General features: G+C 66.0%; 18 protein-coding genes. 4 read left to right on the top strand and 14 right to left on the bottom strand.

The window, feature by feature from the left end:
• Nucleotides 1-87: 87 nt before the first annotated feature.
• A complete protein-coding gene (locus K410_RS0105500) occupies nucleotides 88-1,260 on the bottom strand; it encodes an ABC transporter substrate-binding protein (RefSeq protein ID WP_028133913.1) in 1,173 nt (390 codons plus the stop codon).
• Between the two features lie 322 nt (nucleotides 1,261-1,582).
• Here K410_RS0105500 and K410_RS0105495 point away from each other — a divergent pair, with 322 nt between their 5' ends.
• On the top strand, nucleotides 1,583-2,845 hold the full coding sequence (locus K410_RS0105495) for an NAD(P)/FAD-dependent oxidoreductase (RefSeq protein ID WP_028133912.1): 1,263 nt from the start codon (nucleotides 1,583-1,585) through the stop codon (nucleotides 2,843-2,845).
• A gap of 127 nt (nucleotides 2,846-2,972) precedes the next feature.
• Here K410_RS0105495 and K410_RS0105490 read toward each other — a convergent pair whose 3' ends face one another.
• The 3 genes from K410_RS0105490 to K410_RS0105480 form a co-directional block, all read right to left on the bottom strand.
• Nucleotides 2,973-4,184 carry an ABC transporter substrate-binding protein gene (locus K410_RS0105490; RefSeq protein WP_028133911.1) on the bottom strand — a complete coding sequence of 404 codons (1,212 nt, stop codon included), beginning with the start codon at nucleotides 4,182-4,184 and terminating at the stop codon, nucleotides 2,973-2,975.
• A 75-nt stretch (nucleotides 4,185-4,259) separates the two neighbouring features.
• Nucleotides 4,260-4,583: a 2Fe-2S iron-sulfur cluster-binding protein gene (locus K410_RS0105485; protein WP_028133910.1), complete on the bottom strand. Its 324-nt coding sequence runs from the start codon at nucleotides 4,581-4,583 to the stop codon at nucleotides 4,260-4,262.
• Nucleotides 4,584-4,594: 11 nt separating this feature from the next.
• Nucleotides 4,595-5,815: a cytochrome P450 gene (locus tag K410_RS0105480; RefSeq protein WP_028133909.1), complete on the bottom strand. Its 1,221-nt coding sequence runs from the start codon at nucleotides 5,813-5,815 to the stop codon at nucleotides 4,595-4,597.
• Between the two features lie 83 nt (nucleotides 5,816-5,898).
• On the opposite strand from K410_RS0105480, the gene K410_RS0105475 reads away from it, so the two are divergent.
• A complete protein-coding gene (locus K410_RS0105475; protein WP_028133908.1) occupies nucleotides 5,899-6,405 on the top strand; it encodes a MarR family winged helix-turn-helix transcriptional regulator in 507 nt (168 codons plus the stop codon).
• Nucleotides 6,406-6,784: 379 nt separating this feature from the next.
• Here the strand turns inward: K410_RS0105475 and K410_RS0105470 are convergent, their stop codons facing one another.
• On the bottom strand, nucleotides 6,785-8,638 hold the full coding sequence (locus K410_RS0105470) for a feruloyl-CoA synthase (RefSeq protein ID WP_028133907.1): 1,854 nt from the start codon (nucleotides 8,636-8,638) through the stop codon (nucleotides 6,785-6,787).
• 149 nt (nucleotides 8,639-8,787) lie between these two features.
• Between K410_RS0105470 and K410_RS0105465 the strand changes: the two genes are divergently transcribed.
• Nucleotides 8,788-9,282 carry a MarR family winged helix-turn-helix transcriptional regulator gene (locus tag K410_RS0105465; RefSeq protein WP_028133906.1) on the top strand — a complete coding sequence of 165 codons (495 nt, stop codon included), beginning with the start codon at nucleotides 8,788-8,790 and terminating at the stop codon, nucleotides 9,280-9,282.
• 207 nt (nucleotides 9,283-9,489) lie between these two features.
• Nucleotides 9,490-11,298, top strand: a complete 1,809-nt coding sequence (atzF, locus tag K410_RS0105455) for an allophanate hydrolase (protein WP_155253610.1) — start codon at nucleotides 9,490-9,492, stop codon at nucleotides 11,296-11,298.
• A 150-nt stretch (nucleotides 11,299-11,448) separates the two neighbouring features.
• Here the strand turns inward: atzF and K410_RS0105450 are convergent, their stop codons facing one another.
• The 9 genes from K410_RS0105450 to K410_RS0105410 form a co-directional block, all read right to left on the bottom strand.
• On the bottom strand, nucleotides 11,449-12,171 hold the full coding sequence (locus K410_RS0105450) for a GntR family transcriptional regulator (RefSeq protein ID WP_028133904.1): 723 nt from the start codon (nucleotides 12,169-12,171) through the stop codon (nucleotides 11,449-11,451).
• Nucleotides 12,168-12,563: an oxalurate catabolism protein HpxZ gene (hpxZ, locus tag K410_RS0105445; RefSeq protein ID WP_028133903.1), complete on the bottom strand. Its 396-nt coding sequence runs from the start codon at nucleotides 12,561-12,563 to the stop codon at nucleotides 12,168-12,170. The genes K410_RS0105450 and hpxZ overlap by 4 nt, the downstream gene beginning before the upstream one ends.
• A gap of 1 nt (nucleotide 12,564) precedes the next feature.
• Nucleotides 12,565-13,959, bottom strand: coding sequence for an AtzE family amidohydrolase (locus K410_RS0105440; protein ID WP_028133902.1), 1,395 nt, complete (start codon nucleotides 13,957-13,959; stop codon nucleotides 12,565-12,567).
• A 7-nt stretch (nucleotides 13,960-13,966) separates the two neighbouring features.
• Nucleotides 13,967-14,146 carry a DUF4089 domain-containing protein gene (locus K410_RS0105435; RefSeq protein WP_028133901.1) on the bottom strand — a complete coding sequence of 60 codons (180 nt, stop codon included), beginning with the start codon at nucleotides 14,144-14,146 and terminating at the stop codon, nucleotides 13,967-13,969.
• 19 nt (nucleotides 14,147-14,165) lie between these two features.
• Nucleotides 14,166-15,941, bottom strand: a complete 1,776-nt coding sequence (locus K410_RS0105430) for a dipeptide ABC transporter ATP-binding protein (RefSeq protein ID WP_028133900.1) — start codon at nucleotides 15,939-15,941, stop codon at nucleotides 14,166-14,168.
• 94 nt (nucleotides 15,942-16,035) lie between these two features.
• Nucleotides 16,036-16,935, bottom strand: coding sequence for an ABC transporter permease (locus K410_RS0105425; protein ID WP_028133899.1), 900 nt, complete (start codon nucleotides 16,933-16,935; stop codon nucleotides 16,036-16,038).
• A 221-nt stretch (nucleotides 16,936-17,156) separates the two neighbouring features.
• A complete protein-coding gene (locus tag K410_RS0105420) occupies nucleotides 17,157-18,170 on the bottom strand; it encodes an ABC transporter permease (RefSeq protein ID WP_028133898.1) in 1,014 nt (337 codons plus the stop codon).
• Nucleotides 18,171-18,379: 209 nt separating this feature from the next.
• Nucleotides 18,380-20,002 carry an ABC transporter substrate-binding protein gene (locus K410_RS0105415; protein WP_028133897.1) on the bottom strand — a complete coding sequence of 541 codons (1,623 nt, stop codon included), beginning with the start codon at nucleotides 20,000-20,002 and terminating at the stop codon, nucleotides 18,380-18,382.
• Nucleotides 20,003-20,394: 392 nt separating this feature from the next.
• The gene (locus tag K410_RS0105410; protein ID WP_049819942.1) at nucleotides 20,395-21,336 is read right to left on the bottom strand and encodes an aminoglycoside phosphotransferase family protein; all 942 of its coding nucleotides are present in this window, start codon (nucleotides 21,334-21,336) and stop codon (nucleotides 20,395-20,397) included.
• Between the last annotated feature and the right edge of the window lie 136 nt (nucleotides 21,337-21,472).

Genomic DNA, 21,472 nt, shown 5'->3' with positions numbered 1-21,472 from the left:
TCTCCTGACGGCCTCAGCCTCAAAGGCCGATAACGCAACAGGCCCACAAGGGGAGAAGGGGCTACGTCGATCGTGGCTACACCACGCTCACTTCATCTTGCACTTGTCGTGGAAGCGATCCTGGTCGTTCTCGACGATGGTGGCGACGGTCTTCAGCGCAAGCTGGCCTTCGGCGTCCTTGACCACGTCCTGCAGATAGAAGCTCTGCACCGGGATATGGTTGTTACCGTACTTGAACGCGCCGCGCACCGACTTGAAGTTGGCCTTCTCCATCTCGGCCTTCATCGCGTCCTTCTTGCTGGTGTCGCCCTTCACCGCGACCACCGCGCTGTTGATGAGCTGGGCGGCGTCGTAGGATTGCGCGCCGTAATAGGTCGGGCGCAGGCCGGTGTACTTCTTGCGGTAGTCGGCGACGAAGCGCTTGTTCTGCTCGTTGGGAAGGTCATTGACCCATTCCTGCGCGCCGGGAACGCCGAGCGCGTTCTCCTTCTGCAGCGGCAGCGACAGCTCGTCGATGGTGAAGGCGGTGTAGAGCGGCATCGTGCTCTTCAGGCCCGCTTGCGCGTATTGATTGAGGAACTGCACGCCGGCCGCGCCCGGATAGAACACGAAGATCGACTCGGCGCCCGAGGCGCGCGCCTTGGAGAGCTCGGCGGAGAAATCGAGCTGGCTCGGCCAGACCGTATATTCCTCGCCCTTGATCTCGCCCTTGAACGTGCTCTTCAGGCCCGCGAGCATGTCCTTGCCGGCGGCGTAGTTCGGGCCGATCAGGAACACGCTCTTGACGCCCTTCTGGTTCATGTAGAGGCCCATCGCCTGCGGCGTCTGGTCATTCTGCCAGGAGGTCGAGAACACGTAGGGCGAACAGAGCTCACCGGCCAGCTGGGACGGGCCAGCATTGGCCGAGATCAGGAAGGTCTGCGAATCCACCGCGGTCTTCAGCGAGGCCAGCAGCACGTTCGACCAGATATAGCCGACGATGAAGTCGACCTTGTCCGACTGCACCAGCTTCTCGGTCTTCTGCTTGCCGACATCGGGCTTCTGGCCGTCGTCCTCATAGATCACCTCGACCGGCTTGCCGCCCATCTTGCGGCCCAGATGGTCAAGCGCGAGCTCGAAGGAGTTGCGCATGTCGTTGCCGATCACGGCGGTCGGGCCGCTGAAGGTCGAGACGAAACCGATCTTGATGGTGTCGCCGGCGAAAGCCGGGCTCGCCAGCACCAGCGCCGCTGCGCCCGCCAGCCAGAATGCCGTCCTCATAATCACTCCCCTCCTTATGATTGAGCCCGCAAGCGGGGTGATCGCCGCCCCGGGCCTTCTCTATTGAACGCAAAATCCGTCGCGCCGCCAATGGCTCAGCGCCCGCCCCTGCACCATATTTCGCCCCGATCGCGAATGGCAAGAAATATAATTCTACTAAGCTCGGCCGAGGCTAGCTTCAGGGGCGATCCGGAGCTCTGGTGCTGTTTTGCACCGGATCGATACACCCCGCCTATGCCGCGATTGATGGCCTCTATTGGACCGCGACCCCCGATCCGCACTTAAATGAGGAAGGAGCAGCAGCGAGATTCGAGGGCGTACCATGGCCGCACATCCCCATCGCGTCGTCATCGTCGGCGCCGGCTTCGGCGGGCTGGAGGCGACCTATCGGCTCGCGGGCGCAAGCGTCGAGATCACGCTGATCGACCGCCGCAACCATCATCTGTTCCAGCCGCTGCTCTACCAGGTCGCGACCGCCTCGCTCGCGACCAGCGAGATCGCCTGGCCGATCCGCCATCTCATGCGCGACCGGCCCGAAGTGACGACGCTGTTCGCGACCGTGAACGGCGTCGATGCGGCACGACGTTGCGTGCTGATCGACGACGGCAGCGAGGTGCCCTACGACACGCTGGTGCTGGCGACCGGCGCGCGGCACGCCTATTTCGGCCACGACGAATGGGAGCAATGGGCGCCCGGGCTGAAGACGCTGGAGGATGCGACCACCTTGCGCCGTCATATCCTGGTGGCGTTCGAGCGCGCCGAGCGCGAGACCGATCCGGCGAAGCGCGCGGCGCGGCTGACCTTCGTCATCGTCGGCGCCGGCCCGACCGGCGTCGAGCTCGCCGGCACCATCGCCGAAATGGCGCGCCATACGCTGCCCGGCGATTTCCGCAACATCGACACGACGACAGCGCGCGTGGTGCTGATCGAGGCGGGGCCGCGCGTACTCGCCGGCTTCGCCGACGACCTCTCGGCCTACGCGCAGGCGTCGCTGGAGAGGATCGGCGTCGAGGTCGTGCTGGGACAGGCCGTCACCGAGATCAACCGCGAGGGCGTCGTGTTCGGCGGCAAGCTGCTCGAAGCCAAGACCAGGATCTGGGCCGCCGGCGTGCGCGCCTCGCCCGCCGCCGAATGGCTCGGCGCACCACACGATCGCGCCGGACGTGTGCTGGTCGAGGCCGACCTCACCATATCAGGCCATCCCGAGATCTTCGCGATCGGCGACACAGTCAGCGTCAACGCCTGGGACGGCAAGCCGGTGCCTGGCATCGCGCCGGCGGCCAAGCAGCAGGGCCGTCATGTCGCCGAGACCATCAAGGCCCGCCTGCGGGGGGCTGCGACCGGCCCGTTCCGCTACAAGCACGCCGGCAGCCTGGCTCAAATCGGCAAGCGGGTCGCCGTCATCGATTTCGGCCGCTTCAAGCTGCGCGGCGCGATCGCGTGGTGGATCTGGGGCATCGCCCACATCTACTTCCTGATCGGCCTCCGCCACCGCCTTAGCGTCGCCCTGAGCTGGCTCTGGATCTACGCGCGCGACCAGCGCGCGGCGCGGTTGATCACGCAGGGGAGTAGCAAGGTGGTGTAGGGTTGCTCTCGTGTCCCGGACGCGGCGCGGCATGAAATGACGCGACGCAGAGCCGGGACCCAGGAGGCAGTAGGCCCCGGCTCTGCGGCGCAACGCTTCGCGCTGCACCGCGTCCGGGGCACGAGACCTACTTCACCAATTCACACCCGCCTTCCGCCAGCGGGCGGAAGGCCTGGTCGGCGGGAATCGTCGAGACCAGCTTGTAATAATCGTACGGGTATTTCGACTCCTCCGGCTTCTTCACCTCGAACAAGTACATCGGATGCACGACGCGGCCGTCCTGGCGGATCGTGGTGTCGCCGAACAATTTGTCCTTGCCCTTGAATTTCTTCATCTCGGGCACGGCATCCTTGGCGTTGTCGCTGCCGGTCGCCGCGACGGCGTTGAGATAAGCGAGCGTCGAGGCATAGACGCCGGCCTGATTGCCGCTCGGCATCTTGCCGTTCATGCCGGGCCGTGCGGCGAAGCGCTTGGCGAAGGCGCGGGTGTCGTCGTTCATGTCCCAATAGAAGGCTTCCATGAGCTGCAAGCCCTGCGCGACCTTGATACCCATGCCGTGAATGTCGTTGATGAAGAGCAGGAAGGCGACGAGCTTCTGGCCGTTCTGCTGGATGCCGAACTCGGCAGCCTGCTTCACGGCGTTGATGGTGTCGCCGCCGGCATTGGCAAGGCCGATCACCTTGGCCTTCGAGCTCTGCGCCTGCAACAGGAAGGAGGCAAAGTCGGAGGTGCCGAGCGGATGCTTGGAGGAGCCCAGCACCTTGCCGCCGTGTCCCTCGATGTATTTCTGCGCCTCGGCCTCGATGCCTTTGCCGAGGGCGTAGTCGACCGTGAGGAAGTACCAGTCCTTGCCGCCGCGCGACATCATGGCAGCCGCGGTGGTGTTGCCGGTGGCCCAGGTGTCGTTGACCCATTGGATGGTGTTGGGCGAGCAGGCCTTGCCGGTGAGATCGGAGCTTGCGGTCGACGACGCCAGGAACGTCATGCGGCTGTCGCGCAGCAGCGTGTTGATGGACAGACCGACCGCCGAATTCGGTACGTCGACGATGGCATCGACGCCTTCGACATCGAGCCATTTGCGCGCGATGGCGTTGCCGACGTCGGCCTTGTTCTGGTGGTCGGCATAGACGATCTCGACCTTGATGTTCTTGGCCCCTCCGTTGAAGTCTTCCGCCGCCATGCGCGCAGCTTCCACCGAGCCCATGCCGTTGGTGTCCTGGAAGATGCCGGAGATGTCGTTGAGCACGCCGATCCGGACGACATTGTCCGAGATCTCGGCGCTTGCCGCGCCGGCCACCAGGCTCGCGGCCAGCGCGAACGTCCACTTCAGATGTTTCATGTTTCCCTTCCCTGTTGATGCGTTGAAGCGCCGGTCGTTGCCGGGAGCGGTCGAAAGATCAGTTGGCTTTGCAGGTCAGACCTGCCGCTCCGGCAGCCTCACGACGAGCCCGTCGAGCTCCGGCGTGATCGTGATCTGGCAGGACAGCCGACTGTTCGGCCGCCGCTCGCTCGCGGTGCCGTCGAGCAGCGCGTCCTCGTCATCGGCCATCCCAGGCAGGCGCGCGAGCCAGCTTTCATCGACATAGACGTGACAGGTCGCGCACATGGCGTTGCCGCCGCATTCGGCCAGAATGCCGTCGAGGCCGTGACGGGTCGCCGCCTGCATGGCGCTCTCCTCACCTGAGGTCTCGACGCGCTCGGACTTGCCGTCGGCATGGATGAAGGTGATGGCGGGCATGAAGCTCCTCGTCAGGCCGGGGTGATCGTCACGGGCAGGCTGTCGAGCCCGCGCAGCGTGTTGTTGAAGCGGCGTTTCGGCTCGCCCGTGATCTCGATTGTCGCGACACGGCGCGCCAGCGCGGTCAGCATCACCTCGCCTTCGAGGCGGGCCACGAGCTGGCCGACGCACATGTGGATGCCCGAGCCGAAGCCGACATGGCCGGAGGTGCGGCGGGTAATGTCGTAGCTGTCGGGCCGGTCCCAGCGCCTGGGATCGCGATTGGCGGCGGCCAGGAACATCAGCACCTTCTCGCCCTCGCCGATCGTGGCACCGGACAGCTCGACCTCGCGTGTGGTGGTGCGAAAGAAGGTCTGCACCGGGCTTTCGAACCGCACCGCCTCCTCGAAGGCGTTGCGCGCCAGCGTCGGATCATCACGCAGGCGCTGCCACTGGTCGGGAAAGCGCGCGAGGCAATAGACGGCGGCCCCGATGCCGTTCACCGTGGTGTCGAGGCCGGCCGACAGCAGCGAGCGCACCAGCAGCGGCGCCTCGGTGGCCGTGATCTCGCCATGGTCGACGCGGGCATGAATGCAGGCCCCGAAGCCGCCGGGCGCGAGGTTGTCGCGCTGGCATTGCTCGGCGACATAGGCCTGGTGCGGCGCAGAGCGCGCGATCGCCTGCTGGCGCAGCTCATTCGGAGGGCCGAACGCGTTGAACACGACGCTGGCGTAGGGAATCAGATGCTCGCGTCCCTCCGGCTTCAGGCCCAGCGCATCCGGAAAGATCGAGAGCGGATAGGCCTCGGCGAGATCGGCGATCGCGTCGAAGCTGCGCTTCTCCAGCAGCGCGTCCACCCGCTGCTCCGCCGCGGCGGCGAAGCGGTCGCGCACCTGCTTCATCGCGGTCGGCGACAGCACTTTCGACAGCACGGCACGGGTGCGGGTGTGCGCGGGCGGGTCCGCCTCCAGGATCAGGCTCGGCGGCCGCCACGGCGTCTCCTTCTTGAAGTCGGACAGGCCTACACCGCGGCTGGAGCAGAAGGTCGCGGGATCGTTCAGCACCGCATGGACCTCGGCATAGCGCGCTACGCCATAGACGTTCCACTTGTCGAGATAGACCACCGGCCCCGCCTCGCGCAGCCGCTGATGTGCGGGATAAGGGTCGGCGAAGAACGTCATGTCGAACGGATCGACGTCGAGGTGCGGGACGGACGCAGGGCCCGTCGATACCGGGGTGCCTGATGCGGTCATGGAAGACCTCCCTCATTTTGATCTTGTGAAAGGGCGGCGCATACCATTAGGTCTTTGGGCCCACCGCGAGTCAGAACCCCGACATGCCTGCGCCTTCGACCAGATCCCGGCAAAAGCCTGCGCCCGTTGAGGCGGGGCCGACGCTCGATCTCGACCGCTACGTCCCCGCGTTCGTCACCTTCATCGCCAACAAGCTCTCGAACAGCGCGACTGCGTTCTATCAGCGGGAGTTCGGCGTCAACGTCACGGAATGGCGGATCATGTCGCTGCTGGCGATCGAGCCCGGCATTCCGGCCTCGCGCATCTGCCACGTCATCGGCTTCGACAAGGGGCCGGTGAGCCGGACGCTGGCCGGCCTCGAGAAGCGCGGCCTGGTCTCGATCCGCACCGACCCTAATGACGGCCGCACCCATTCGATCGCGCTGACGGCAAAGGGCCGCGCCACGCATGACAAGGTGATCGTTGCGGCGCTCGAGCGCGAACGGCGGCTGCTGTCGTGCCTCAACAAGGACGAGCGCGAGGTGCTGATCAACCTGCTCCGCCGGCTGCACGACAATCTCGGCGCGGTCACCGGCGGCACGGAGCCCTGACGGGTCGCGCTTCAGGCGCCACCTTCCGTCACGTGCAGACATGCGCCGGCGTCTGCCGACGGCACCGTTCGGGCCGAGCATTGTTTCCTCCAGGATCGGACGCGGCAGTTTCCCTGCCGTCATCGCTCCCTGGAATGGTTCGCACGAATTAGTTGCCTAGGCAACAAAATAATCAGAAATATATTGCGGCAGGCGGCTGTCCCGTTTCGCCAGCACCTTCTCGCATACCGATCGTCATTCCGGGGCGCGCGTAGCGCGAACCCGGAATCCATCGTGCAGCCATCTATGCGGGAAAATCGATTCCGGGTTCGCGCCGCAGGCGCTCCCCGAATGACAGCGAGATGAGCTACGCGCCCTCCTACGCTGCTCCTTCATCGGCTCACGACAAGCCGACCCATTCCGACGATGCATCATCGTTCAATCGCGTCACCGCATCGGCGCGCCGCGCCAGCACGGCGCGCTGGTTGATGTAGCCCTTGTCGGTGATCTCGCCGCCGTCGACCGACGGCGGCTCGGCGAGCAGCAGCGCACGCGTGGCGTGACCAGAGGAGTTGGAACCCTGCTGCTTCAATCTTGCGAGGCCCTGCGCGATGGCGCGCCTGACCTTGTCATGGGCGAGCAGCTCGCTCACGTCGGCCGTCTCGCCCAAGCCGGCCTGGGCGCGGCAGGCCGCGATGTTCGGAAACACCAGAAATCGCACCTCGTCGCCGCCATGGCCTGCGACCACGATGTCCTGCGCCAGCGGCGCCAGGGCGGCGATGCCGGCGACGCGCAGCGTGCCGACATTGACCCAGGTGCCGGAGTTGAGCTTGAAATCCTCGGCGACGCGGCCGTCGAAGAACAGGCCGCGCTCCGGCCGCGCATTGTCCGCAAGCTTGACGGCATCGCCGATCAGGTAAAAGCCCTCGTCGTCGAAGGCCTGCCGGGTCAGCTCCGGCGCCTTCCAGTAGCCCGGCGTGACGTTGGGGCCGCGCACCCGCACCTCCAGCTTGTCGCCGGAGGCGACCAGCTTCAATTCGGTGCCGGGAATGGGCACGCCGATATTGCCGGAGCGCTCGGCGAGGAAATGACAGTCGGTCGCGAGCGGCGACGTTTCCGTCGAGCCCCAGGCCGAAACCATCGGCAGCGCGCGGCCGACGGTCTTGATCGAAAGCTCCGCGAGCGCGTCCCAGAGATTCTGCGGCAGGGCAGCGCCGGCATAGAAGGCGAACTTCACCTCGCCGAAGAAGCGGCGGCGCAGCTCCTCGTCGCCGCGCAGCGCCGCGATCAGCATGTCGAAGCCGCGCGGCACGTTGAAATAGACCGTCGGCAGTATGCTTTTCAGATTGGCCAGCGAGGTCGCGAACAGACCGGGCGCGGGCTTGCCGCCATCGATATAGAGTGAGCCGCCATTGCGCAGCACGAGATTGAAATTGTGGTTGGCGCCGAAGGTATGGCTCCAGGGCAGCCAGTCCAGGATGACGAGATCGCCGCGCGTCTGCTCGAGAAACGTCCAGGTCTGCGCCTTGGCCTGCTGGCTCGAGGTCAGCATGCGCTGGGTGTTGATGACGGCTTTCGGCGTGCCGGTCGAGCCTGACGTGAACAGGAACTTTGCGATCGTGTCCGGCGTCACCGCGGCGAACGCCGTTGCGACATCAGGGCTCTCCGGCGTTGCCGCGACGGCGCGGAAGGCGAGCGCGCCGGCGTCATCCTCATTGCCGCTGATGATCTGCGCATCGTGCAGCGGCGCGATGGCGGCCAGCGCGGCCGCGAAGGGCCTGGTCGCAGAGACGTAGATCGCGCCCGGCTCGAGCAGCGCGATCATGCTCTTGAGCTTCTCGAAATCCCGCGACATCAGCGAATAGGCCGGCGAGATCGCGGCCGAGGGCACGCCGACATGCTGGGCGGCGAGCGCGAGCAGCGCGTGGTCGATGCTGTTGTCGGAGAGGATCGCGAGCGGGCGTTCCGCGCTGAGGCCCTGCGCCAGGATCCAGGACGCCGCCGCACGCACCTGGCGCAGCGCCTGCGCATAGGTGACGGTGATCCAGGGCGCTTCGACATTGCCGCGCTCGGCGAGGAAGATCGCATCCGGCGTTTGCCGCGCAAAATGCTCCAGCCAGTCGCCGACGCAGCGCGCGCTTTCGCCGAGCGGATCGGGCGATCGCAACACGATGCTGCCGTCGGCGCGATGCTCTGCGACGGTCCGCGGGCTTGCGAACAGGCCTGCAACGTCACCACGTGGGGCGACTGTCATATGGGTCCCTCCCTCCGTCCGGATACGGATCGGCCGCAACCTCGTTCGGGCTGCTTTGCGATAATGTTGGGCATGACAATTGTTGTCGTCAACAACAATCTTTCGCTTGTGCCCCTGACGCGCTAAGGTTGGCGGGCGGGAGACACGATGTGACAGCCAGCGCCCCCCAGACTGCCCCACGCAAACGCACCGGCAATGGCGCGGCGCATCGCGATGCCGCCGACGACATCGGGCTCGATGCGCTGGTCGGGCACGCCGGCTACGCGGTGCGGCGCTTCCAGATCTGGATTTTCCAGGACTTCATCAAGACGCTTCGCGCGGTCGACATCCGGCCGACGCAATATTCGGTGCTGACGCTGATCGGCGCCAATCCGGGCCTGTCGCAGATGGCGGTGGCCAAGCGCCTCGGCATCGAGCGCGCCCGGCTGGTGCACCTGCTCGACAGCCTCGAGCACCGCAAGTACCTCAAGCGGGTCAAGTCGAAGGCGGACCGCCGTTCCCATGCGCTGCACCTCACCGCGCAGGGCGAGACGGCGCTGACGAAATTCAAGCGGCTCGCGGCCGAGCACGAGCGGCACGTCGAAGAGAAAATCGGCAAGGAAAACCGGGCGCAGCTGCTCCGGATCCTCGCCGGCTTTACCTAGACTCGACTGCCTATGATTTGGGCAGATGCCTGTCGGAGGGCGATGACGCCGGCGCCGATGAGCTTGTCGAAATACCTCATAAGCATCTGATCAATTGATTATTTTCCAGATCTTTCGTGCCGTCCTGGCATTGTACACAATGGCACATCGCTTGCTTCCCTCGCGGTGAGAACAGATTGCCGGAGTTTTGTCGCCATGGGGGCTGAAATGGGGGCTGAGCAGCCTGAAACGATCGCCGCGATTGTGGCCGCGCATCGCGCCGGCCGGCTTTCGCCGGCCGAGACGGTCGCGCGGACCTATCAGCGCATCCGCGATCACGGCGATCCCGCCATCTTCATCAGCCTGCGCGACGAGAAGGACGCGGTCGCGGAGGCCGAGAGGGTCGCCGCGCGAGCGGACGCCGCCGGCCTGCCGCTGTACGGCGTGCCGGTCGCGGTGAAGGACAATATCGACGCGCTGGGATTTCCGACCACAGCCGCGTGCCCGGCCTTCGCTTACACGCCGGCGCACGATTCGACCGCCGTGGAGCGCCTGCGCGCCGCCGGCGCCATCATCATCGGCAAGACCAATCTCGACCAGTTCGCGACCGGCCTCGTCGGCGTACGCTCGCCCTACGGCATTCCCCGGAACTCGATCCGTGAGGATCTCATTCCCGGCGGTTCGAGCTCCGGCTCGGCCGTGGCGGTCGGCGCCGGCCTCGTGCCGCTGTCGCTCGGCACCGACACTGCCGGCTCAGGGCGCGTGCCGGCGATGCTCAACAACATCGTCGGGCTGAAACCGAGCCTCGGCATGATCTCGAATGCCGGTCTGGTACCGGCCTGCCGCACGCTCGACTGCATCTCGGTGTTCGCGCTGACGGTCGACGATGCGGCGCTGGCGCTGTCCGTGATGGCGGGACCGGACCCGGCCGATCCGTTCTCGCGCGACCGGCCGCTTGGCGCGATGACGCCGCTCCCGGCAGATCTGCGCCTCGGCGTGCCGCGCAACGGACAGCTGATCTTCTTCGGGGACAAGGATGCCGAGACTGCCTACGCCGATGCGCTGAAGCGATGGACCGCGCTCGGGGCAAATCTGGTCGAGTTCGACCTCGAGCCGTTCTACGAGACGGCGCGGCTGCTCTATGAGGGCCCCTGGGTCGCCGAGCGTTACCTCGTGATCAAGAACCTGCTGGCGTCCGCGCCTGATGCGATCCACCCCGTCACGCGGGAGATCACCGCGGCCGGCGCGCGGCTGACGGCGGCTGAAACGTTTTCGGCGCTCTATCGCCTGCAGGGCCTGCGCAAGATCGCCGAGCGAACATTCGCCGACATCGACGCGCTGGTGCTGCCGACGGCGCCGACCGCCTATACGACCGCGCAGGTGCTCGCCAATCCGATCGAGCTCAACAGCCGGCTCGGCACCTACACCAATTTCGTGAACCTGCTCGACCTCTGCGGCCTCGCCGTGCCGGCGTCGATGCGCAGCGACGGCATTCCGTTTGGCATCACACTGCTGGCGCCCGCAGGGCGCGACGCGCTGCTCGCGAGCATCGGCCGGGTGTTCCATGCCGATACGAAGCTGACGCTCGGCGCGAAGGGTGTGGCGCAGGCCTCACTCGCGCCACTGCCCGCGAGCAATGGCGATGAAATCCCGATTGCGGTGGTCGGCGCGCATCTCACTGGCATGGCGCTGAACGGTGAATTGACCGCGCTGAATGGCAAGCTGATCGAGGCAACCAGGACCGCGCCTAACTACAAGCTCTACGCGCTCAAGACCACGCCGCCGAAGCCCGGCATGCTGCGCGTCGCCGCCGGAACAGGCGCGGCGATCGAGCTGGAGATCTGGTCGCTGTCGTCATCGGCCTTCGGCAAGTTCGTCAACGCAATCCCCGCGCCGATGGCGATCGGGACGGTGCGCCTTGCGGATGGACGGAGTGTGAAGGGATTCCTCGTCGAGCCGGAAGTGCTGGGCGAAGCGCGCGATATCACGGCGTATGGCGGCTGGCGCGCGTATATGAACGAAGTCGAAAACAGGTGAGAGATCTCGTGTCCCGGGCGCAGCCCAACACGCAGTGGTGCGCTGCTGAACCGGGACCCATAAAGCAGCGCGTGAAATGGACAGATGGGTCCCGGCTCTGCGGAGCAGCGCTGAAGAAGCGCTGCACCGCGTCCGGGACACGAGACCGTCCTATACCGACACCGCGTAGATCTCGTACTCCCCGCGCACCAGCTCGATATGCGCGCGCATCGCGGCGGCGGCGCCCTGCTTGTCGCCGCGCATGATGGCGACGACGACGCGGTCGTGCTCGGCATGCGATTTCGCCAACCGGCCGAGGTTGCGGAACTGGGCGCGGCGGAACGGCTGCACGCGGACGCGGGTGGCCAGCGTGATCTCGGCGATGTAGCCGTTCTGCGAACCGGCATAGATGGCGTTGTGGAAGCGTTCGTTGACCTCGTGAAAGCGATCCGGGTTGCCGGTGTAGCTCAGCACGCGCAGCTCTTCGTGGATGGCCTCCAGGCCGTGGCGCTCGGCGGCCGACATGCGCTCGGCCGCAAGGCCGGCGCAGAGCGCCTCGAGCTCGGCCATCGCCTCGAACATGCTCTTGAGGCGCTCGATCGAGGGCTGCGCCACCACCGCGCCGCGATGGGCGCGCGCCTCGACCAGGCCGCTGGCCACGAGCTGGCGCAGCGCCTCGCGCACCGGCGTGCGCGACACGTTGAAGCGGCGCGCGATCTCGGTCTCGTCCAGCGCCGCGCCGGGGGCGAGCGCGCCGCGCACGATCTCGTCGGCGAGTTGCAGCCGCAGCTCTTCGGCGCGCGTGACCTTGTGCACGCTGGGCCGCGCCCGGTCGACGCGAGGCACCACCGGCTCGGCCGGCGATGTCCCCTGCGGAAGATCGTCGAGCGTCATGCGGATTCTTTCGGCTCGTCGATGACGCTGACATGGGCGGCGACCACGCGCCAGCCCTCGGGGAAGCGAATCCAGGTCTGCATCTGCCGGCCGACCTTGCCGGGCGCGGTGTCGCGATAGAACAGGGTGGAGGCGACCGCGGTGTCGCGGCCATAGCTGGTAATGACCGTCCTGGCCGTGCGGCGGTTCAAGCCGACGGGCGAGCGTGCAGCGCGGAAGCCGCTGATCGCCGCATGGCCATAGAGGTTCTCGCCGATGCCGTAGCGCAAGGTGCGGGGATCGTTGCGGAAGAGCTCGCCGAGCACGGCGACGTCGTTGCTGACGAGGGCCTGCTCATAACGATCGAACGCGGCTTTGACTTCCGCGATCACGTCGGGGAGATCGATCTCCATCTCAGAGTCCTCTCGGCGACGGCGCGGCGACCACGCCCATCTTTTCCAAGGCGTAGGCGACGCGGAGCGCAATGTCCTCGCGCCAGGGCGCGGCGATGATCTGCACACCGATCGGCAACGGCTCGAGCGGCACCGGGACCGCCACCACCGGGAGGCCGATGAACGAGATCGGCTGGGTGTGAATGCCGATATTGGCGCGCACCGGCAGCTCGACGCCGTCGAGATTGAAGTTCACCTGGCCGAGCTTCGGGGCCGTGCAGGGCGTCGCCGGCGCCAGCAGCACGTCGACCGACTTGAAGATGTCCGCGAGCTGCGCGCGATACCAGCGGCGGAATTTCTGCGCGCGGTCGACCAGGGGCGCCGGCACCATCGCGCCCGCGATCAGCCGGTCGCGCACCGCCGGATCGAAATCGTTCGGTCGCTTGCGCAGGCGATCGAGATGCAGCGATGCGCCTTCGGTCGTGGTGATGACATAGGCCGCCGCGCGCGCACGGGCGGCCTCGGGCACGTCCACGACCTCAGTTGCGCCGAGCGCCTTGGCGACGCGGCTGACCGCTTCGACGGCCTCCGGAAACACGTTCTTCTGGAAGTAGCCGCCGGCAATCGCAATGCGCAGATCCGACACCGGATTGGCGATCAGCGGCAGCGTCGGCTCCAGGCCGCGCGTGGTGCAGGCGCTGTCCTCCGGATCCGGCCCCTGCATGACGTCATAGGCCAGCGCGAGATCGGTGACGGAGCGTGCGAACGGACCGAGATGATCGAGGCTCGCGACGAACGGGAACGAGCGCGCTCGCGACAGCCGGCCATAGGTCGGCTTCAGGCCGAAGATGCCGCAGAACGAGGACGGCACGCGGATCGAGCCATTGGTGTCGGAGCCGAGTGCGATCGGCACCAGCGCGCCGCCGACGGCGCTGCCCGAACCGCCGGAGGAGCCGCCGGTCATTCGCGTGGTGTCATGCGGATTGCGCGAGGGACCGTCATGGACGTTCTCGCCGGTGAAATCGTAGGCGTATTCGCCCATGTTGAGCGCGCCGACCAGCACGGCGCCGGCGGCTTCCATGCGCTCGATCAGCGTGGCGTCGCGCTTGGCGGGTGCGAGATCGCGATTGATCTTGGAGCCGGCGCGCGTCGGCAGGCCCGCCACGTCGAACAGGTTCTTCACCGCGAAGGGCACGCCGGCGAGCGGGCCGACCTCCTTGCCGGCGGCGATGTCGGCATCGACGGCGCGCGCCTTGGCGCGGGCGCGCTCGGCGGTGACGTCGGTGAAGGAGTTGAGGATGCCGTCGTGCTGCTTGATGCGCGCGAGCGCGGCTTCGACGGCATCGAGAGCGGACATTTTGCGACTTGCGACCGCGCTCGCGATGTCCGCGGCCGTCATCTCTGGCTTGCCGGGCATGACAGCATCACGCCGTGAAGATCGGCGCCGGCTCGGTCTCGTCCGGCAGCGCGAATTCGTCGACCATGCGGCCGAGCCGCAGCGAGACCTCGAGATTGGCGCGCACCGCGGGCCTCCAGGCGTCCTCGACCGGCAGCGCCAGCGCTTTCGATAATGCGTCGATGTAGTCGTCCAGCGGCTCGGCCATCACGCTCCCAAACAATCTCTCAATGCAACGGCGGATGCGGGATCGCCGTCAGCAGTTCCTTGGTGTAGTCGTCCTGAGGATCGCTCAAGACCTGCTCCGAAGAGCCCTCTTCGACGATCCGCCCCGTCCGCATCACAATGACACGATCGCACAGCAAGCGCACCACATTCAAATCATGCGAGACGAACAGATAGCTCATACCGAGCCGCGCCTTGAGGTCCTGAAGCAGGTTCAGCACGACCGCCTGCACCGAGACGTCGAGCGCCGCCGTCGGCTCGTCCAGGATGACGAGCTTCGGATGCAGCGCGATGGCACGGGCGATGCCGACGCGGGCCTTCTGGCCGCCGGACAATTGGTGCGGGAAGCGGTCGAGCAGATTGTGCGGCAGGCCGACCATGGTCGCCAGTTCCTCGCAGCGGGCGCGCAGCGCGTCGCGCCCCTTGATGTCACCCAATTGCATGATCGGGTCGGCGATGGCGCGCACGGCGGTGAAGCGCGGGTTGAGGCTGTCGGTGGGGTCCTGGAACACCATCTGGATGCGGCTGCGCTGCGGCAGCCGGGCAAAGGCGGATGGTGCGATGCCGGAGATCTCCTCGCCGTCGAACTGGATCAGGCCGGAGGTCTGGTCCAGCAGCCGCATCACCATCATCGACGTGGTCGATTTGCCGCAGCCGGATTCGCCGACCAGCCCGACGCTCTCGCCATGGCCGATCGCAAAGCTGATGCCGTCGACGGCGCGGAACACGTCCGGCTCCACGGGAGGCTTGCGGCCGAACAGCTTGCCGAGCACGGCGGTGGCGCCCTGGCGGGGGTACTCCTTGACGAGCTTGTCGACGAGAAGCAGGGGCTGTGCGCTCTCATCACCCCCGGGCTTGACCCGGGGGTCCATCGACGAAGGAGCATCTTGCGAAGCGTGATGGATGGCCGGGTCAGGCCCGGCCATGACGGCTGAGGCTTGCAAAGCGCCCTCCTCTTCCGGCAACAGATCCCGCAAGCTCACCCCCAGCCGCGGCGTCGCGCGCATCAGCTTCTTGGTGTAGGGGTGCTGCGGGTTGGCAAAGATGTCGGCAGCCTTGGCGGTCTCGACCACGCGGCCCTTCTCCATGACGACGACGCGGTCGCAATAGGCGGCAGCGAGGCCGAGATCGTGCGTGATCAGGATGGTCGACATCGCGCGGCGCCTGGTGAGCTCGACGATCAGATCCATCACCGCCTTCTGCGTGGTGACGTCGAGCCCAGTGGTCGGCTCGTCCGCGATCAGGAGCTGCGGATTGCAGGCGAGCGCGAGCGCGATGACAACGCGCTGGCACATGCCCCCCGATAGTTCGAACGGATAGGCGTGGTAGCGCTCGCGCGGGCGGGCGATCTTGACCTGCTCCAGCGCCTCGATCGCCTTCTCGCCGCGATCGCTAACCTGGGCCTGCTGCACATGGGTACGCAGCACGTCCTCGATCTGATCGCCCACTTTCCGGATCGGGTTGAGCGCGGCGCGCGGGTTCTGGAAGATCATCGAGACTTCGCGGCCGCGCAGATCGCGCATCTGGTCTTCGCTCGCCGCCTTGACGTCGATGCCCGAGAACATCACCGAACCCTCGGCGATCCGCCCGGCGCGGTCGAGGATGCGCATCACCGCATAGGAGGTCACCGATTTGCCGGAGCCGGATTCGCCGACGATGGCCAGCGTCTCGCCCTTGGCGACGGAAATGTTGACGTGCTGCACGGCTTTGACGATGCCGCGGCGGGTGGTGAACTCGACCGTGAGGTCCTGGACGTCGAGCAGTGGCTGGGCGGTCATGCAGGCCTGCCGTCACTCAAAAAGTGCGAAAACAACCCCATGCACAGTAGAACAGCGTTGGAATCGTTGGGGAATTTCTGGCGGAAATTTGCCATCACGTCCTCCGCTGGGGGTCGACGATGTCGCGCAGGCCGTCGCCGAGGAGGTTGAAGCAGAACACGGCGATCATCAGGGCAAGGCCGGGAAACAGCGCGATCCACCATTCCCCTGACACCATGAAGCCGGCGCCTTCGGCGACCATGATGCCCCATTCGGCGGTCGGCGGGCGGACGCCGAGACCGATGAAGGACAGGCCGGCGGCGTTGAGAATGGCGTAGCCCATGGTCAGCGACATCTGCACGATCATGATCGGCATGATGTTGGGCAGGATGTGCACCAAGAGGATGCGGAATTCGCCGTTGCCCGAGAGGCGCGCGGCCTGCACGAAGCCGGCGTTGCGGCGGACATTGGCCTCGGCGCGGGCGACGCGGGCATAGAGCGGGAAGTTCACGATGGCGGTCGCCAGGATGATGTTCTGCACGGTGTTGCCGAGCGCGGCGACGATGCCCATCGCCAGCACGAACAGCGGGAAGGCCATGATGGTGTCGGCGATGCGGCCGACGATGCGATCGGTCCAGCCGCCGAAGTAACCGGCCGCGATGCCGGCGAGGCCGCCCATCAGGAACACCAGCGCGACCGAGGCGACCGCGATGAAGGTGTCGAGCCGCGTCGCCACGATGACGCGGCTGAAGATGTCGCGCCCGAGCTGGTCGGTGCCGAACCAATGCGCCGCCGACGGCGGCTTCAGCGCCGCGGCGGTGTCCGAGGCAAGCGGATCGTACGGCACCACGTAGGGGCCGAAGATCGCGGCAAGGAGGATCAGGATCAGCAGCGCGAAAGCAAAGCCCGTGACCTTGTTCTCGCCGAGGACGTAGCGGGTCTGTTCGAGGATCGCCGACAGTCCCGACGTGCGGGCGGGGCCGACGGGTTCGACAGCAGGCGCAGCGGAGCTCATGGATTCTCTCCTGGACCTTTCGAGCGTTGGGACGAACGGACCAGCGGCAAGCTCGCTTCCCCTCTCCCGCTTGCGGGAGAGGTCGCGCCGAAGGCGCGGGTGAGGGCTTTCTCCTCTTGGGGGCTCTCGCCCGCGGAGAGACCCCCTCCCCAACCCTCCCCCGCAAGCGGGAGAGGGAGCGCACCGTCCATGTGATTCGCATCGAACGCGATCATGGTCGGCTATCCCTCCAGCCGCACGCGCGGATCGATCACGCCGTACAAGATGTCGATCACGAGATTGAGCAGCACGTACATCACCGCCATGGTCAGCACGAAGCCCTGCACCGGCGCGAAGTCCGATGCGATCAGGGCTTCCACGGCGTAGGAGCCGATGCCGGGCCAGGCGAACACTTTTTCCACCAGCACGTTGGCGCCGAGCAGGAACGAGAACACCATGCTGAGCGTGGTGATGACGGGCAGCATCGCGTTGCGGAAGGCGTAGGTGACGATCACGGTCGCCGGCGACAGGCCGCTGGCGCGCGCGGTGCGGACGAAGTCGGATGCGAGCACAGCCAGCATCGAGGCGCGCGTCATGCGCGCGATCGGCGCCAGCGAGAAGATCGCAAGCGTCGTCGCCGGCAGGATGAGCTGGCTCAGCGCCGAACGGAACGCCTCGAAATCGCGCTCGATCAAGGTGTCGATCAGATAGAAGCCGGTCACCGTCGGCGGCGCGCTGTAGAACACGTCGAGACGGCCGAGCGGCGCGGGCGACCAGCCCAGACGGAAATAGAACACGTAGACCAGCACGAGGCCGGTGAAGAACACCGGCAGCGAGACGCCTGCCGTCGTCGTGACCCGGCAGAGATGGTCGATCCACGATCCCGGCCGCGTCGCTGCGAGCACGCCGAGCGGAATCGCGATCACGACCGAGACGATCAGGCCGAGCAGCGTCAGCTCGGCGGAGGCCGGCAGACGGTTGCGGATCTCGGCGGCGACCGGCTGTCCCGTGGTGAGCGAGTTGCCGAAATCGCCATGGGCGAGATCGCTGGTGTAGCGAAAGAACTGCTCGATCAGCGGCCTGTCGAGACCGAGCTTCTTGCGGATCTGCTCGACGGCCTCCTTGGTCGCGGCGGGGCCGGCGAAGTAGGCAGCGGGATCGCCGGGCAGCGCACGCGTCAGCAGGAAGGTGACGATGACGACGCCGATCAGCGAGGGAATCGCGAACATCAGGCGCTTGCCGATCATGGTCAGCATGGGGCGCTCCTGATGTGGGAATTAGATTGCGCCCCGCACTCCGCTGCGCCCCCTCTCCCCTTGTTGGAGAGGGTTGGGGTGAGGGGTAGCCCCAAGCGAGGTCGGAGTCCGTGGCTACCCCTCACCCGTCTCGCCGCTACGCGGCGAGCCACCCTCTCCCACAAGGGGAGAGGGTGAGAGAGAGCGGTGGCCACTTCTCTCATCACGCCTCACCCCTTCGCCATCGCGCGATAATCGAGCCTGCGGTGGAACCAGTATTGGTAGCCGCTGACGTTCTTCTGCATCGCGACGTTGACGAAGGGCTGATAGAGCGGAATGCGAGGGATGTCGGTGAAGGCGAGATCGACGAAGCCCTTCACGTCCTTGTCGTAGGCCGCCTTGTCTCCGGCCGCGGCCGCCGTGCGCGCGCCGTCGATCAGCTTGTCCATCGCCGCCGACTTGTAGCTCATGGTGTTGAAGACGGAATTGTTGCCGTGATAGCACCAGTAGAAGAAGTATTCGGGGTAATCGAGCCAACCCGAGAACACGTTGGTGAAGAGCGGCATCTCCTTCTTGTTCAATTCGGTGCGCCAGTTGGCGCCGGGCACCTTGTTGATGGTGGTCTTGATGCCGATCTGCGCTAGAGATTCCTGCACCAGCACGCAGAGCGGCTCGTTGACGCCGGCGAAGTTGAGATCGAACGAGATCGTGGTCTCGAAACCGTTGGCGTAGCCGGCCTCCGTCAGCAGCGCCTTCGCCTTCTCCATGTCGGTGTTGAACTTGTGCGGCTGCGGCCAGGCCACTTCGGTCGGCTTGTCCTTGGGCGCCCCGAACATCGGATTGGCAAGACCGAACATCACCGCGTCCATGATCTTCTGATAGGGCAGCGCGTAGGCCACGGCCTGGCGCACCTTCGGATTGTCGAAGGGCGGCTTGGTGACGTTCATGCCGATATACTGGATGCCGTTGGAGAACGGCAGTGACACCACGTTGAGCTTGCCGTTCGCCTTCATCTCCTGAAAATCCTTGTTCGGCAGCTCGTAGGAGATGTCGGCATCGCCGCGCTCCAGCAGCGCGCGGCGGTTGCCGGCCTGCGGCACCATGCGCCAGATCACGCGCTTGATCTTCGGCAGCGGACCGCAGACCCAATCGTCGTTGCGCTCCATGATGACTTCGGTGCCGGCGGTCCACTTCGTCACCTTGTAGGCGCCGGAGCCCGCGGTCTGCTGCTTGGTGAATTCCAGACCCCAGGGATCCTTCTCGCTGGCATGCTTCTTCACCAGCTCGGAATTGACTATGCAGGGCACGATCACGGCGAGATCGGGGATGGTCAGCTTGTCCTTCTTCAGGAAGTCGACCCGCACGGTATGGTCGTCGATGACGACGAACTGCTCCGGCTTGGTCAGCGAGCCCGCGCTCATCTGGAAGGTCGGGAAGCCGCCGACGCTGACGGCGCGATCGAGCGACCACTTCACGTCCTTGGCGGTGACTGGCGTGCCGTCGTGGAATTTGGCGTTCTTGCGCAGCTTGAAGGTGACCGACATGTCGTCGATCTTGAAGTCTTCGGCGAGCTCGCCCTTGAACTTGTCGCGGTCGTAATAGGGCACCCCGCCGGGGCCGCTCTTCATCTCGTGGCTGATCAGACGGTCGTAGCAATTCCAGGACACCTCATAGCCGGGCACGTTGGTGCCGACGCCGTGGATGTCGAGATTGTTGGGGCCGCCCTCCGAGACGATCAGCAGCGTCTCCGAGCGGGCATCGGCATAGGCGGTGGAGATCACGGACGGCATGGCCGGAAGCGCCGCCCCGGCGGCCAATCCGGAAACGGACTTGAGGAAATCGCGGCGCTTCATGAAATGCTCCAACACAAAGGTTTTGGTTGGAACCGGATTCGCAAGGTTCGTGCCAAGGCTTAACGAGACGTTACAAACCTGTAAGACACTGATATCGTTATATTTCTCAGATAATGCCCAAAGCCGCGAGGCGCGGCGGCATTATGGATTGCATACAAAGAACGTCGTTTGCATATAGATTAGGCAAGAGAACATCGCCGCTCGTTCGCGAGGCGGCAGAGGATGACCCCTTCAGAGAACGTCTCGCTGCAGCGGCACCGGCGATGCACAACATCGAGCCCGGAATCCATCGAGCGGCAGCACGCGCGGGACAATGGATTCTCAGGTGCGCAATTGCGCGCCCTAGCTCGCCGCTTCGCGGCGCCCCGGAATGACGGTAGCGCCCGGAGTGATCAGCCCGGCCAGATCAGCTCCTGCAGCCCGACCAGATCATCCGCCTGCTCCTGCCAGGCCTCGATGCAGATGTGGCTGTTGAGATCGCTGGCCCGGTGCAGCAGCATCAAGGCCATCAGGCGGCGCTTGAGCGCGAAATCCGGTTTTGAATAGCCAAAGCCTTCGAGCAGGCTCTTCACCCTCCCCGGCCGGCCCGCCGCCATGAACGCGCTGGGGCCGAGCAGGTCGTAGTCGCGCCACCCCGCCAACACGTCGCCGAAGTCGAACAGACCTTCGAGCGACCATTGATCGTCATGGCAGGCGAGGAGGAAATTTTCCGGGATGTACTCGCCGATCAGGATCACCGGCGGCGCGTCCATCGGGATCAGCGCTTCTGCATCGCGCAGGAGATCGTCGAGGCCGGCGAGAAACTTCGGCGCAAGGCCGAGACGGGTGTGCCTGGCACGGCAGCCCTGCATCTGCCGGCACATGAAATCGTTCCAGTGCGGCTCAATCGACGCGAGCGGTCCGAGCGGGACGCGCTGGACGGCCACGATGGTCTCGCCGATCTGGCGCAGCAGCCGCTCCTTCTGGTCTTCCGGCAGTGAGGGCCAGACCTCCGAGCCGAGCGTGCCCGTGAGACGTGTGATGACGAGATAAGGCCAGCCGTCGCGAGTCCCCTCCGCGACGATCTCGGGGATCGGCAGATCGAGATGCCCCTTGAGCTGCGTCAGCGAGCCGCGCTCGGAGACAAACTGCGCGTGCAGCAGTGGCGGGAAGATTTTGAGGATCAGCTTGTCGCCGAGCCCGATCACGAGATTGGTGCCGGTCGCAAACACATGCGGCGCACTGGTGTCGAGGCCATGGCTGCGGGCGATGTCGAGGGCGATGGGCAGCCATCGCGCCGGATCGGAGCGGAAGGCGCGAAAGCTTTCGGCGTCGGTGAGGTATGGCAGTGTCATCGGGATCGCGCAGTGATGAGGGGCCCGTCATGCCCGGGCTTGTCCCGCCTGCGGGGCCGAAGCCCCTTCGGCGCGGCGAAGGCCCGGGCATCCACGTTCTGGGGCTGCGGCAAGGCGTGGATGGCCGGGACAAGCC

Source organism: Bradyrhizobium sp. 22 (genome assembly GCF_000482425.1).
In the GTDB taxonomy this organism is placed as follows: domain Bacteria; phylum Pseudomonadota; class Alphaproteobacteria; order Rhizobiales; family Xanthobacteraceae; genus Bradyrhizobium; species Bradyrhizobium japonicum_B.
The sequence above is the reverse complement of the archived record's forward strand: the minus strand, read 5'-3'. Positions and strand labels throughout refer to the sequence as shown.

Coding starts and splice junctions, on each gene's coding strand:
- K410_RS0105420 (WP_028133898.1), bottom strand. CDS start 18,170: ATGCTGACCATGATCGGCAAGCGCCTGATGTTCGCGATTCCCTCGCTG.
- K410_RS0105415 (WP_028133897.1), bottom strand. CDS start 20,002: ATGAAGCGCCGCGATTTCCTCAAGTCCGTTTCCGGATTGGCCGCCGGG.
- K410_RS0105435 (WP_028133901.1), bottom strand. CDS start 14,146: ATGGCCGAGCCGCTGGACGACTACATCGACGCATTATCGAAAGCGCTG.
- K410_RS0105490 (WP_028133911.1), bottom strand. CDS start 4,184: ATGAAACATCTGAAGTGGACGTTCGCGCTGGCCGCGAGCCTGGTGGCC.
- K410_RS0105500 (WP_028133913.1), bottom strand. CDS start 1,260: ATGAGGACGGCATTCTGGCTGGCGGGCGCAGCGGCGCTGGTGCTGGCG.
- K410_RS0105475 (WP_028133908.1), top strand. CDS start 5,899: ATGCCTGCGCCTTCGACCAGATCCCGGCAAAAGCCTGCGCCCGTTGAG.
- K410_RS0105485 (WP_028133910.1), bottom strand. CDS start 4,583: ATGCCCGCCATCACCTTCATCCATGCCGACGGCAAGTCCGAGCGCGTC.
- K410_RS0105425 (WP_028133899.1), bottom strand. CDS start 16,935: ATGAGCTCCGCTGCGCCTGCTGTCGAACCCGTCGGCCCCGCCCGCACG.
- K410_RS0105480 (WP_028133909.1), bottom strand. CDS start 5,815: ATGACCGCATCAGGCACCCCGGTATCGACGGGCCCTGCGTCCGTCCCG.
- K410_RS0105410 (WP_049819942.1), bottom strand. CDS start 21,336: ATGACACTGCCATACCTCACCGACGCCGAAAGCTTTCGCGCCTTCCGC.
- atzF (WP_155253610.1), top strand. CDS start 9,490: ATGGGGGCTGAGCAGCCTGAAACGATCGCCGCGATTGTGGCCGCGCAT.
- hpxZ (WP_028133903.1), bottom strand. CDS start 12,563: ATGGAGATCGATCTCCCCGACGTGATCGCGGAAGTCAAAGCCGCGTTC.
- K410_RS0105495 (WP_028133912.1), top strand. CDS start 1,583: ATGGCCGCACATCCCCATCGCGTCGTCATCGTCGGCGCCGGCTTCGGC.
- K410_RS0105430 (WP_028133900.1), bottom strand. CDS start 15,941: ATGACCGCCCAGCCACTGCTCGACGTCCAGGACCTCACGGTCGAGTTC.
- K410_RS0105470 (WP_028133907.1), bottom strand. CDS start 8,638: ATGACAGTCGCCCCACGTGGTGACGTTGCAGGCCTGTTCGCAAGCCCG.
- K410_RS0105440 (WP_028133902.1), bottom strand. CDS start 13,959: ATGCCCGGCAAGCCAGAGATGACGGCCGCGGACATCGCGAGCGCGGTC.
- K410_RS0105450 (WP_028133904.1), bottom strand. CDS start 12,171: ATGACGCTCGACGATCTTCCGCAGGGGACATCGCCGGCCGAGCCGGTG.